The organism is Streptomyces sp. NPDC050418, from assembly GCF_044458745.1.
Classification (GTDB): Bacteria; Actinomycetota; Actinomycetes; order Streptomycetales; family Streptomycetaceae; genus Streptomyces.
On the sequence record NZ_JBITIG010000008.1, the window covers coordinates 423,364 to 435,891 of the forward strand.

Annotated in this window: 9 protein-coding genes and 1 tRNA gene; 6 read left to right on the forward strand and 4 right to left on the reverse strand. The window is 68.0% G+C overall.

Features of this window, described 5'->3' with window-relative positions:
- Positions 1-188: 188 nt before the first annotated feature.
- The 3 genes from ACIBI4_RS22085 to ACIBI4_RS22095 all read left to right on the forward strand — a co-directional run bounded on the left by ACIBI4_RS22085 (position 189) and on the right by ACIBI4_RS22095 (position 4,085).
- Positions 189-1,154: an ROK family protein gene (locus tag ACIBI4_RS22085; protein ID WP_399205668.1), complete on the forward strand. Its 966-nt coding sequence runs from the start codon at positions 189-191 to the stop codon at positions 1,152-1,154.
- Between the two features lie 395 nt (positions 1,155-1,549).
- Entirely contained in the window at positions 1,550-2,902 is a 1,353-nt protein-coding gene (locus tag ACIBI4_RS22090) for a cellulase family glycosylhydrolase (protein ID WP_399205669.1), read from the forward strand.
- Positions 2,903-3,065: 163 nt separating this feature from the next.
- Entirely contained in the window at positions 3,066-4,085 is a 1,020-nt protein-coding gene (locus tag ACIBI4_RS22095; RefSeq protein WP_399205670.1) for a LacI family DNA-binding transcriptional regulator, read from the forward strand.
- 35 nt (positions 4,086-4,120) lie between these two features.
- Here the strand turns inward: ACIBI4_RS22095 and ACIBI4_RS22100 are convergent, their stop codons facing one another.
- Positions 4,121-5,158: a LacI family DNA-binding transcriptional regulator gene (locus ACIBI4_RS22100; RefSeq protein WP_399205671.1), complete on the reverse strand. Its 1,038-nt coding sequence runs from the start codon at positions 5,156-5,158 to the stop codon at positions 4,121-4,123.
- The gene (locus tag ACIBI4_RS22105) at positions 5,155-7,569 is read right to left on the reverse strand and encodes a glycoside hydrolase family 2 protein (protein WP_399205672.1); all 2,415 of its coding nucleotides are present in this window, start codon (positions 7,567-7,569) and stop codon (positions 5,155-5,157) included. Before ACIBI4_RS22105 ends, ACIBI4_RS22100 begins: the two co-directional genes overlap by 4 nt.
- 269 nt (positions 7,570-7,838) lie before the next feature.
- Between ACIBI4_RS22105 and ACIBI4_RS22110 the strand changes: the two genes are divergently transcribed.
- From ACIBI4_RS22110 to ACIBI4_RS22120, 3 genes are all read left to right on the forward strand, one after another.
- A complete protein-coding gene (locus ACIBI4_RS22110) occupies positions 7,839-9,161 on the forward strand; it encodes an ABC transporter substrate-binding protein (protein ID WP_399205673.1) in 1,323 nt (440 codons plus the stop codon).
- Between the two features lie 145 nt (positions 9,162-9,306).
- Positions 9,307-10,224, forward strand: a complete 918-nt coding sequence (locus tag ACIBI4_RS22115) for a carbohydrate ABC transporter permease (RefSeq protein WP_399205674.1) — start codon at positions 9,307-9,309, stop codon at positions 10,222-10,224.
- Complete coding sequence (locus tag ACIBI4_RS22120) at positions 10,221-11,087, forward strand: carbohydrate ABC transporter permease (RefSeq protein WP_399205675.1); 867 nt, start codon at positions 10,221-10,223, stop codon at positions 11,085-11,087. Before ACIBI4_RS22115 ends, ACIBI4_RS22120 begins: the two co-directional genes overlap by 4 nt.
- 38 nt (positions 11,088-11,125) lie before the next feature.
- On the opposite strand, the gene ACIBI4_RS22125 is transcribed toward ACIBI4_RS22120, so the two are convergent.
- Together ACIBI4_RS22125 and ACIBI4_RS22130 are read right to left on the reverse strand one after the other, a co-directional pair.
- The gene (locus tag ACIBI4_RS22125) at positions 11,126-11,866 is read right to left on the reverse strand and encodes a TIGR02391 family protein (RefSeq protein ID WP_399205676.1); all 741 of its coding nucleotides are present in this window, start codon (positions 11,864-11,866) and stop codon (positions 11,126-11,128) included.
- A gap of 277 nt (positions 11,867-12,143) precedes the next feature.
- A tRNA-Arg gene (locus tag ACIBI4_RS22130) sits at positions 12,144-12,219 on the reverse strand.
- Between the last annotated feature and the right edge of the window lie 309 nt (positions 12,220-12,528).

Consider the following 12,528-nt stretch of genomic DNA (forward strand, 5'->3'; position numbering starts at 1 on the left):
TCGGCCCCTTCAACCCGCAGTGCAGGCTTCTTCACCGCTGCCTGCGCGCGGGGGCGCAGCGGGCGTCCGGCGAGGAGGCGTCGCAACGCCGAGACGATCCATCGTACTGAATCGGTTAAGTATGCTCTCCCCCAGCGTTCTCAACGTTGCTCGGCACGGCGACTGGCCCGTGCCGGAAAGGGAGGGTCATGTACGCGGCACTGGACATCGGGGGCACGAAGATCGCCGGGGCGCTCGTCGATGCCGAAGGGGGTGTGGTGCGGCGCGTTCAGCGGCCCACTCCCGCAAGCGAGTCGGCAGGGGTGTTGATGAGGGCCGTCGGTGCCGTACTGGATGAACTGGCCGGTGACCGGGCATGGAGTGCGATCCGCGGCATCGGTGTCGCCAGCGCCGGCCCGATTGATAGCGGCAAGGGAACGGTCAGCCCGGTCAACATCCCTGCCTGGCGGCGATTTCCGCTGGTGGATGAAGTGCGTGCGCACTCGATGCTGCCTGCCGGAACGCTGCCCGTGCTGGTGGGGGATGCGGTGGCGGTGGCCGCGGCCGAGCATTGGAAAGGTGCCGCGCGCGACATCGGTAACGCGCTGTGCATGGTGGTCTCCACGGGGGTCGGTGGCGGCCTGGTGCTCAATGGGCGCCTGCATCCCGGGCGTTCCGGCAACGCGGGGCACATCGGGCACATCAGCGTGGACCTCGACGGTTCTTCCTGTCCGTGCGGGGCCCGAGGTTGTGTCGAGGGGCTGGCCAGCGGGGGTGCGATCGTCAGGCAGGCGTTGGCGGCGGGCTGGGAGCCCGAGCCGGGGGTACAGGTGACGGCGGCAGCGGTCGCGGTCGCGGCAGGGCAGGGGGACGGGGCCGCGTTGGTGGCGTTCGACCGGGCCGGGCAGGCGCTCGCGGCGGCAATAGCTGCCACCGCCGCGTTGGTGGAGATCGATGTGGCGGTCATCGGGGGTGGGGTCGCGCAGGCCGGTGACGTGCTGTTCGCGCCGCTGCGGCGTCACCTCGACGCCTACGCGGCGCTGGACTTCGTCCGGGGCCTGGAAGTACGGCCTGCGGCCCTCGCGCAGGATGCGGGCCTGGTCGGAGCCGCCGCGGCCGTGCATGCGCTGCCCTTCGGCCCGACCACCTCCGGCCCTGTCCGGCTGCCCGCGTAGGGGCGTTGCGCGTGGTGCATCCAAGGGAGTTCAAGGGCTGGCTATGCAAACTTAACCGGTTCCGTGAAAAGTATTGTGCAGCCGAATCGGCGCCCCTAGTGTCGTGGCCGTCGCCGAGCGGAAGCACCGAAGCCGGCGCGCCATCCCCGTGTCCGTGCGGACCGGTCGGTGTGCCGGCGGCTCCCCGCGTACCGCTCGGACAGGCCGCCGCCCGGCGTGCGAGCCGCGTTACCCGGGCGGCGGCCGGCCTGGCGCCCAGCCGATGCGCCCGGACTGCCACGCTCCCCGCTGACGGGGGAGCGTGGCCTGCACCGCCCCTGATGACAACGCGTACCCCAGGCAGTCGATTTGGGCTGCCCGCGGTGGGCGCGTACCGATCGAACCAGGAGCAGTAGATGAGACGAACACGAGCCGCCCTCGCCTCGGCGGGCCTGCTGGCCGCCTGCACCGCACTCCTCGGCACCACGGCATCCGCCGAGGCCGCCGAAGCCCCCGGCTTCCACATCCAGGACGGTCGCCTCCTCGACGCAGGTGGCCAGGACTTCGTCATGCGCGGGGTCAATCACGCCCACACCTGGTATCCCGACCGCACCGACCAGGCTCTCGCGGACATCAAGGCCAAGGGTGCCAACTCGGTACGGGTCGTCCTGAGCACCGGCGACCAGTGGACCAGGAACGACGCCGCCGACGTGGCGCACGTGATCGACGAGTGCAAGCAGAACCGGCTCATCTGTGTCCTGGAGGCCCATGACACGACGGGCTATGGCGAGGCCGGGGCTGCGACATCGTTGTCAAAGGCGGTGGACTACTGGCTCGACATCAAGGACTCCCTCGTCGGCCAGGAGAAGTACGTCCTGGTCAACATTGGCAACGAGCCCTACGGCAACACCAACTACACCGCCTGGACCGACGACACCAAGGCCGCCATCGGCCGGCTGCGTGCAGGCGGCCTTGACCACACGCTGATGGTGGACGCTCCGAACTGGGGCCAGGACTGGTCCTTCACCATGCGCGACAACGCCGCCGGGGTGCTGGCCGCCGACCCGGACCGCAACGTTCTCTTCGGCATCCACATGTACGGGGTCTACGACACCCCGGCCGAGGTCAGTGACTACCTGGGGCGGTTCACCGCCGCGAAACTCCCTATTGTCGTGGGCGAGTTCGGCGACATGCACTCCGATGGCAACCCGGATGAGGACGCCATCATGGCGACCGCACAGTCGCGGGGCATCGGCTACATGGGCTGGTCCTGGAGCGGCAACGGCAGCGGGGTCGAGTACCTCGACCTGGCGCAGAACTTCGACGCGAGCCAACTGACCGACTGGGGTAAGCGCCTGTTCGACGGGGCCGACGGGATCAAGGCGACCGCCAAGGAAGCCGGCGTGTTCGGCGGCGGCGGGGGCACCGACCCCGTCGAGCCAGGTGATGACGGCGCCTGCACGGTCACCTACCGGCTGAGCGACTGGGGCAGCTCCTTCAATGCCGACATCACGGTCCGCAACACCTCCGCTCAGACCATGGACGGCTGGAACCTGGACTTCACCTTCACCGGTCAGCAGAAGATCAACTCGGTGTGGAACGCGAAGGCGAGCCAGGACAATGCCCGTGTCCGTATCACGCCCGAGTCCTGGACCCGCTCGATCCCTGCGGGCGGATCGGTGAGCTTCGGGCTCAACGGCTCCTCCAGCGGCACCAACACCGCACCGGCGGCCTTCGCTCTCGACGGCAACCGGTGCGCCGTGGCGTGACAGCTGTTCCTGGTGGGCCCCGCCTGCCGCTGCCCCAGATGTGATCCGCCTGCTGGCGCGGCTACGGCCTGACTGCTCGTTCAGTTGACCGGATGACCGCACCTCGGTGCCCGACGGGTAAGGTCGGCCACCGAGGTGCGGAACCGGTACAGCAGGAGGGCGCATGAAGAGGCCGACGATCGCGGACATCGCGCGCCAGGCGGGGGTCTCCAAGGTCGCGGTCTCCTACGCGCTCAACGACCAGCCCGGTGTCTCCGAGCAGACCCGGGCGCGGATCAAGGCGATCGCCGCGGAGGTGGGTTGGCGCCCGAGCAGCGCCGCGCGTGCCCTCAACGGTGCGCAGGCGCGGGCGGTGGGCCTTGCCGTGTGCCGGCCGGCTCGCACGCTTGGGGTCGAGCCGTTCTTCATGGAACTGGTCGGGGGCATCGAGTCCGAACTCGCCCCGCGCTCGATCGCGTTGATGCTGCAGATCGTCACCAGCCACGAAGCCGAGATCGAGCTGTACCGCCGCTGGTGGGGCGAGGGCCGGGTGGACGGAGTCCTCATGGTGGATCTGCATGACGACGACGCCCGCGTGGCGGCGCTGGAGACCATGGATCTGCCGGCGGTGGTTCTCGGACCGCCAGGGGCGGCCGGCGGCGTGCCCTCCGTCTGGTCCGACGACGGTGCGAGCATCCACGAAACCGTCGCCTATCTCGCCGCGCTGGGCCATCGCGCTATCGCTCGGGTGGCCGGGCTGCGGCACCTCGCGCACACGAGCGCGCGCGATACGGCGTTCGAGGACAGCTGCCGGGCGGCGGGCCTGCCCGCGCCCGTGGTGGTGCACACCGACTACTCCGGCGATCAGGGTGCTGGCGCCACACGCACGCTCCTGATTGCCCCCGAACGCCCCACGGCGATCATCTACGACAACGACATCATGGCGCTCGCGGGCCTGTCCGTCGCACAGGAGCTGAACGTTCAGGTCCCGCGGGAGTTGTCGCTGGTCGCCTGGGACGACTCGCCCTTCACCCGGGCAGTGCGTCCTCAGCTGACTGCCCTGACACGGGACATCGGCGCCTACGGGGCACACGCCGCCCGCACGCTGCTTGCCGCGGTCGCCAAGGAGCCCGTGTCACATAGCCAGGTGCCGGCCGCGCGGCTGGTGCCCCGGGCGAGCACCGGCTCGCCGCACACCCGCTGACACGCCACACGCCCGCTGGCACGGGCGCCCGCGTATCACCGTGACGCCGTGCGGGGCGGGCCGGTGGAGCCGCGGGGCGTGAGGGAGGGGGTCAGGACCGGCCGGGGCCGCGGGGTGCGGCCGGCGATGACCGTGAACAGTTCGCGGGCGACCTCGGCCCCGAATCCGTGCACGTCATGGCTCATCGCGGACAGCGCAGGATGCGTCAGCCGGCACAGCTGGGAGTCGTCCCAGGCCAGCAAGGACAGCTCGTCCGGCACCGAGACCCCCATCTCCGCGGCTACTCCGAGACCGGCGACGGCCATGATGTCGTTGTCGTAGACGATGGCGGTCGGCCGCTCGGCCCGCAGCAGCAGGGAGCGAGTCGCGCGTGCCCCTTCCTCGCCGGCGAATCCCGTGGTCACCGGAGCGCTCGCCGCAAGTCCCAACTCCAGCAGGCTGGTCTGGAAGGCCCGCTCGCGGATGGCGCTGTGCCCCAGACCTTCAGGGCCGCCCACGCGGGCGATGCGCCGGTGCCCGAGCGCGGCGAGGTAGCGCACAGCCTCGGACACCGCCGCCGCGTCGTCCGTCCATATCGATGCGATCCCCCCGGTCAGGTCCGGATGGCCGACCGCCACCGCCGGTATGCCCAGCTCTTTGAGCGGTGCGATACGGGGGTCGTCCTGGTGGAAGTCGACCAGGATCGACCCGCCGACCTGCCGTTCGCGCCACCACGTCTCCTGCAGCGCGATCTCCTCGTCCAGGGTGCTGACGAGGCGGAGCAACAGGGAGCAGGACCGCTCGGCGAGCACGCTCTCGATGCCCGAGATGAAGTCCATGTAGAACGGCTCGAGACCGAGCAGCCGCGCAGGCCGGCACAGCGCCAGGCCGATGGTGTCGGTGCGCCGGGTCGACAGACTCCGGGCGGAGGAGTTGGGTGCCCAGCCCAGCTCCTGCGCGACGGTGAAGATGCGCTGCCTCGTGGCCTCGGACAGGCCGGGCTTGTGGTTGAACGCGATCGACACCGCCCCTTTGGACACCCCTGCAGCGGCTGCTACGTCCTTGATGGTGATGCGCTGGGTGGGAGTACTCACGCCGGTTCCACACAGAACAGGGCCGCGCGGATCGCGTTCGCACCCGCGCCCGCGACCCCGTGCACTCGGATGCGGACCCGTTCGCCCGGCAGCAGGGTGATCAGGCCCCGGTCGGCCGTCGCCTGCGGGGCGATGCGGTCGGCCTGGAGCAGCAGATCGCGTACGAGCGTGTGCGCGCTCACCACCACGTCGACGGTGTCCGGATCGCCGCCCACGGTCTCCACAGCGATCTCGAAGCGCGGCACGGGGTAGCCGAACTCCTTGTCTCTTACGGGGAGATGGACGGCCCTCAGGTCATCGGCGTCGGCCACCAGGTACTCCTTCGTGGCGCCGGTGGCTGCCCGGACCTCCGGGGGCACCGGCAGACGCAGCACCTCGCGTGCCGGCACGGTCAGATGCAGGGAGAGGCGGGCGGACAGGGTGCCGTCGGTCCGCAGCAGCCGCAGGGTGACGTCGGTGGCCCACGGCTCGGCTCCCAGGTTGGACAAGGTGAGTTCGGGGCCGTCGGCGCCCGGGTGCAGGGTGAGCAGCCGGTCGGCGTAGACGCGGCGCAGTTCGTGGTGGAGCGGCTTGAGGCGGCCGTCGCCGTCGATCGCCGACCAGGAGCTGACCGGCCAGCAGTCGTTGATCTGCCAGACCACGGTGCCCGCGCAGCGCGGCCAGTGGGCGCGCCAGTGCTCGATTCCGGTGGCGACGGCGCGCGCCTGGACGACCTGGGCGAGATAGTGCCAGCGATCGAAGTCGCCCTCGGGCAGGGTGAAATGGCGGGCGATGCCACGGTTCAGCTTGCCGTTGCCGTCTTCGGCCTTCTGGTGGTGCAGCATCCCGGGAGAGTCGGGCGCGAGCTTCTCGCCGGGCAGTGCGCGGCGCAGGGTGGCCAGTGCCGGGGGTGCCTGCCAGCCGAATTCCGAGACGAAACGAGGCACGTTCGCGAGGTACTCGGTGTAGTCCTGCCGGTTCCACACCTCCCACGAGTGGTACGTGCCGTGGTCCGGGTCGTTGGGATGGTGGTCCCAGGAGCCCGACCACGGGCTGCCCGCGCTGTACGCGCGCGTCGGGTCGAGCTCGGCGACCACCCGGGGGAGCACTCCCAGGTAGTAGCCCTCGCCCCAGGAGTCGCCGGCAAGCGGCTGCTCCCAGTCCCAGTCGCGAAAGCCCCACAGGTTCTCGTTGTTGCCGTTCCACAGCACGAGGCTGGGGTGCGGCATGAGGCGTACGACGTTCTCGCGGGCCTCGGCCTCTACCTCCCCGCGCAGCGGCTGTTCCTCGGGGTAGGCGGCGCATGCGAACAAGAAGTCCTGCCAGACCATCAGGCCGAGTTCGTCGCACGCGTCGTAGAACGCTTCGTCCTCATAGATGCCGCCACCCCAAATGCGGACAAGGTCGACGTTGGCTGCAGCCGTCTGCTCCAGTCGGTGGCGGTAGCGCTCGGGGGTGATACGGGACGGCAGCACGTCGTCGGGAATCCAGTTCACTCCACGTACGAAGATCCGCTCGCCGTTGACGACGAAGGTGAAGCCGGTGCCATGCGCATCGGTGCCGCGATCCAGCTCGATGGTGCGGAATCCCACCCGCCGCCGCCACGCGTCCAGCGGCTGTTCGCCGTCGAGCAGCGTCAACTCCACGTCGTACAAAGGCTGCTGACCGTATCCGCGCGGCCACCAAAGTCCCACGTCGGGCACATCGAGAACGACTGTGGCGTAGTCACCGCCGAGGTCCGCCCGCACGCTCGTGCCCGCAACTGTCGCGTGCACGGCCAGCGGCCGGCCTGCGCCGGCGGCGGTGCGCTCGATGTCGATGCGCAGCTCGACCCGGCCGCGGGTCGCATCGACGGTGACCAGTGGACGCACCTGTGCGATACGGGCCGTGGACCAGCGTTCAAGACGGACCGGTCGCCACATGCCCGCGGTGACCACGGTCGGACCCCAGTCCCAGCCGAAGTTGGCCGCCATCTTGCGGATGTACTGGAAGGGCTCGGGATAGACGTTGGGACGGTCACCGGTCAACCGGCGTACGGATTCGGCCTCTTCGTAGGCGGAGGTGAAGGTGACGCTCAACTCGCCGCTGCGGTCGGTGACATCGAAGCGGTAGGAGCGGTGCATGTTGCGCGTCCGGCCCAGCTCGTCACCGTCCAGCGTGATGAGTGCGGCCGTGTCCAGGCCGTCGAAGACCAGGTCGGTGCGCTCATGCCGTATCGCGCTTTGATCCTGCTCGCCGCCCAACTGGCGCGTGTAGGTCCAGGACTTGTGTCCGACCCAGGCCACGTCCCGCTCGTTCGCACCGATGAAGGGGTCGGGGATGAGGCCCGCGGCGAGCAGATCGGTGTGGACGCAGCCGGGGACGCGGGCGTCGAGCCGGGTCCCTTCGTGGCCGAGTTCCCAGCCTTCGGTCAGCTGGACGACGTCCTTCATCAGCGGCTCCTATCGGACAGGCGCAGGCCCTGGTCTGGGTGACATCGGTCAACTTAACCTCCCGTTGATTAACCGGTCCAGTCCCCAGAAGCGATCAGGGCTGAACACAAGAGTGCAGATGGAGGAGGGTGCTGGCCGATCGGCCCCGGGCTCGGCGGTAACGATTGCGTATCGCGCTGGAAATCAACACTTTACCGGTTCAGATATCGCTGACATAGTGCGGTCAGCCGCTGGGGCCTGAGCCGTAACCCTTGGAAGGAGTTGGGCACATGAGGAGGAAGCCGCTGAGCGCGGTGCTGCTTGCCACCGCGCTGCTGACCGTCGCGGGGTGTGGTGGTGGCGGAGGAGCCTCGTCCGGGGAAGCGGCCACCGCTCCCAAGGACCCGGAGAAGGTGTCGGGCACGATAACGGTGCTGACCAATCGCACCGATCTCGTGCAGGACGGCACGATGAAGAAGTATGCGGCCGAGTTCAAGAAGACCTATCCCAAGGTGACGGTGAAGTTCCAGGGCCTCACGGACTACGAGGGGGAGGTCAAGATCCGGATGAACACCGATAACTACGGGGACGTCCTGCTGATCCCCTCGGTGGTCGCCAAGGGCGACTATCCGAAGTTCTTCGCGCCGCTCGGCGACACCAAGGACATGGAGTCCAAGTACCGCTTCACCGGGAAGACCGATGTGAAGGGAAAGACGTACGGCATAGCCAACTTCGGCACCGTCAACGGTCTCGTCTACAACAAGGCGGTTTGGGAGAAGGCCGGCATCACCGACTGGCCCACCACCCCCGAGGAGTTCCTCGCCGACCTGAAGCAGATCAAGGCGGAGACCGGCGCCACGCCGTACTACACCAACTTCAAGGATGGCTGGCCGCTGAGCAGCCCCTGGACCAACAGCATCGGCTCCATCAGCTGCGACGAGGCTGCCTCGGACGAGCTCGCCGGATCCGACAAGCCGTGGGCCAAGGGGAGCGACCTCAACGTCATCGACGGCCTCCTCCACGGCATCGTCCACGGGGGCCTGTCCGAGAAGGATCCCGCCACCACCAACTGGGAGACCTCCAAGACGGACCTTGCCAAGGGGAAGATCAGCAGCATGCTGCTCGGCTCCTGGGCCGTGAACCAGATGCGCGACGCCGCCACCAAGGCCGGAGGGAACCCGGATGACATCGGCTTCATGCCCTTCCCCGCGCAGAAGGACGGCAAGTTCTGCGCGACGATGCTCTCCGACTACCAGCTCGCCGTGAACACCCACTCGGAGAACAAGCCCGCCGCACGGGCGTGGATCGACTGGTTCACCGAGAAGTCCGGGTTCGCCGAGAAGGAGGGCGGGGTCCCGGCGCTCAAGTCCATGAACCTTCCGGACGTGGTCCAGCCGTTCGAGGACAACGATGTCAGCTTCATCGAGCGCTCCGAGGCCAAGACGGAGCAGGTCAATGCCATCGACAACGCCTCCGAGATCGGCCTCGCCAAGCCGGACTACCGACAGAAGCTGATCGACATCGCCCGCGGCGCGCAGAAGGGGTCCTTGCAGGACTACTTCGACGAACTGGACAAGCGCTGGGCTGATGCGGCCGCGATCGCCGGCAGCTGAATCGGACGCCAGCGCGGGTGCCCGGCCTGCATGACGGGCCGGGCACCCGCCCGCACGACGCTCGAAGCGGATCACGAGAGGCCGTCCGACCATGACCCACACCACGTCCAAAGCACCGCCCGCGCACCCACGGCCCGTAGCCCGGATGCCCCGGCGACAGGCGCGGCGCACCACCCCGCCCACCCGATCCTGGCGTGATCACCCGCTGCGGCGGATCACGCCGTGGCTGTTCCTGCTGGCACCGCTGGCGCTGCTGATCACGTTCACGTACGTCCCCGTGGGCAACATGATCTATTACAGCTTCACGGACTGGGACGGCGTGAGCCCGGACCGGAACTTCACCGGCCTGGACAACTACACCCAACTGTTCACCCGGCCCGAGCTGTTCCGAGTGTTCTTCGTCAGCTTCTACTACCTTGCGGCGTCCGCCGTGCAGATCGTGATCGCGCTCTACTTCGCCACGGTCCTCAGCTTCGACCTGCGGTTCCGTAACTTCTTCAAGGGGATCCTCTTCTTCCCCTACCTGATCAACGGCGTCGCCATCGGTTTCGTGTTCCTGTATTTCTTCCAGGACGGCGGCACCCTCGACGCGGTACTCGGCTGGTTCGGCGTCGGCGGCGACCATGCCTGGCTCGGCGATCCGGAGTCCGCCAACAGCTCGCTCGCTGGTGTGTCCGTATGGCGCTTCACCGGGCTGAACTTCGTGCTCTTCCTCGGCGCGATCCAGTCCATCCCTGGTGAGCTCTACGAAGCGGCCCAGCTCGACGGCGCCAGCCGCTGGCAGCAGTTCAGGCACATCATCGCGCCGAGCATCCGGCCCGTACTGAGCCTCAGCGTCATCCTCGCGATCTCCGGCTCGCTGGCCGTCTTCGAGATCCCGTACATCATGACCGGCGGCGCCACCGGCACGCAGACCTTCGTCATCCAGACGGTGAAGCTCGCCTTCCAGTTCAACAAGACGGGCCTGGCTTCGGCCTGTGCCGTCGTGCTGCTCCTGATCATCCTGCTCGTCACCTGGATCCAGCGGCGGCTCGTGCCCGACGACAAGGTGGACCTCGTATGACCACGCTGACCCCTGACCGGCGCACCCGCAGCGCCCTGCGACCGCCCCGCGTGGGCAGCGTCCTGACGTATCTCTCGTTGGTCGTCGCCTCGCTCGTGGTCCTGGTCCCGCTGACCGTCGTCTTCCTCACCTCACTGAAGACGTCCGGTGAGGTGGCCGAGGGCGGGGCGTTGAGCCTGCCCGGCGACTGGCTCAACTTCTCCAACTACGTGACCGCCTTCAACGACGGCAAGATGCTCGCGGCCTTCGGGAACACGGCGTTCATCCTGCTGTTCTCGATCGCCGGCACCGTGCTGATCGGTTCGATGACGGCGTACGCGATCGACCGGTTCGACTTCCGCCTGAAGAAGACGGTCATGGCCCTGTTCCTGATCGCCACGCTGGTGCCTGGTGTGACGACGCAGGTGGCGACCTTCCAAGTGGTCAACAGCTTCGGCCTGGTGGACACGCGCTGGGCGCCGATCCTGCTCTACATGGGCACCGACATCGTGTCGATCTACATTTTCCTGCAGTTCATCCGTGGCATTCCGACGTCGCTGGACGAGGCGGCCCGGCTGGACGGCGCGAACACGTTCACCATCTACCGCAAGATCATCCTGCCGCTGCTCAAGCCGGCGATCGCCACCGTCGTCATCGTCAAGGGCATCACGACGTACAACGACTTCTACATCCCCTTCCTCTACATGCCGTCCGAGGACAAGGGGACGATTTCCACCGCGCTGTTCCGCTTCAAGGGCCCGTTCGGCGCGCACTGGGAGAACATCTCGGCCGGCGCGATCCTGGTGATCGTGCCGACCCTGCTGGTCTTCCTCTTCCTGCAGCGCTACATCTACAACGGCTTCGCCCAGGGCGCTACGAAGTAGCCGGGCGGGTCTCACCAGATGCAGGTGCGCGAGACCGATCAGGTCGCGAGGTCGGCAGTGTCCACCCACCGGGCCAGCACACTGAATGCCGCCAGTTGCTCCAGCGCCACGTTCTCGGCGAGCTCGGGCAGGCCGTCCTCGTGACTGTTCGGATTCCGGATCCCGGCGAAACAGCCCTCCGCGAAGGCAGCGGCACCGCGCTGAAGGCTTTTGAAGGTGTCACTGCCATCGTTGGGCATGAGTCGTAGACGCGGCTGTCCTGGCTTGGGGTCGTCCTTGGAGAAAGCGCTTTGGAACAAGGGCGTTTCGCTGGTGTCACGGCGGCCGACCTTGTTCTGCGTCTCCGCGTTGACCTTCTTGGCGGCAGCCGTCACGGCCTCACGGAAATGGCCGCTCTGCCACAAAGACCGGGCACCACTCCACACCCATGGATGCATGGTTGCCGCGCTGAGCTGCGGGGCGTCGTCACCGAGCCGCTCGCGAATCTCGGCGTCGCGCTGGAGTGCGGCGTCGGCACGCTGTGCGGCCTCGCGGTGCTGGCACCATCGATTGACGTCCCTGTTGCGGGCGGAAGGAACCTCCGCGCGCCACCGAGGCAGGACGCGGTCGAGGATCTTCTCCACCACGTGGGCGCTGGCATGAATCTCGGCGTCCTTGCCACGGTTGCTCAGCCTGGTGGTGAAGCTGACGACGCCGGGCGGGTCGGCCGGACGGTACAGCTCGGTCAGCTTCAGGAACTCGGCCAACTCGGCGCGGGCCCAAGGGATATCAATGCTCACGTGTCCATGGTGACGCGTGCCACTGACAACCGGCACGGCCGACAGTGTCCTGGCTGCGCTCCGGCGCATCGGGTATGGGCACGGGGGCCCGCCGTGCGCCCGAGAGAGCGCACCGAAACTTCGGGAAGTTTTCGGGAAGAACACCCGCCAAAACCCGTCTGGAACCGTGCCCAGCCGGACTCCTGCCTCGGTCGAATCCCGGTCCGTCGACCGGGCAGCCGCACGCGCATCATGCCCCTGACCAGCAAAAAGGCCCCACCGAAGCGGAGCCATTGGGTGGCGCCCCCGGCAGGACTCGAACCTGCGGCCAAGCGCTTAGAAGGCGCCTGCTCTATCCACTGAGCTACGGGGGCCGGTGTGTGGCCGGTGGCCTGGTCGGCGGACTGGGGGGTGATCCGTGACCTTGCCGGGGACAAGGATAGGGGTCGCCGCCCCTTGTCCCGCGCGCTTCGCTCCGTGGCTCGATGTGGAGTTTGAGTGAAGCGGTTTCTGATAATCGCAGGCAGGTGCGAATCGTGCAGCGCTTTTGGCACCTCACGCCCCGGGTGTTGTGCACTCGTTATGCCTGCGCCCCACACGTCACGGTGGTCCGCGCGTGCGCGAATCGTGTTGATCAGACGACCATCGGCGCGCAGAAGGGGCCATATCCTTCAGAAAAGCAA

Excerpts from the sequence above, each read along its gene's own strand:
- ACIBI4_RS22085 (WP_399205668.1), top strand. The coding sequence starts at position 189 with ATGTACGCGGCACTGGACATCGGGGGCACGAAGATCGCCGGGGCGCTC.
- ACIBI4_RS22090 (WP_399205669.1), top strand. The coding sequence starts at position 1,550 with ATGAGACGAACACGAGCCGCCCTCGCCTCGGCGGGCCTGCTGGCCGCC.
- ACIBI4_RS22095 (WP_399205670.1), top strand. The coding sequence starts at position 3,066 with ATGAAGAGGCCGACGATCGCGGACATCGCGCGCCAGGCGGGGGTCTCC.
- ACIBI4_RS22105 (WP_399205672.1), bottom strand. The coding sequence starts at position 7,569 with ATGAAGGACGTCGTCCAGCTGACCGAAGGCTGGGAACTCGGCCACGAA.
- ACIBI4_RS22110 (WP_399205673.1), top strand. The coding sequence starts at position 7,839 with ATGAGGAGGAAGCCGCTGAGCGCGGTGCTGCTTGCCACCGCGCTGCTG.
- ACIBI4_RS22115 (WP_399205674.1), top strand. The coding sequence starts at position 9,307 with ATGCCCCGGCGACAGGCGCGGCGCACCACCCCGCCCACCCGATCCTGG.
- ACIBI4_RS22120 (WP_399205675.1), top strand. The coding sequence starts at position 10,221 with ATGACCACGCTGACCCCTGACCGGCGCACCCGCAGCGCCCTGCGACCG.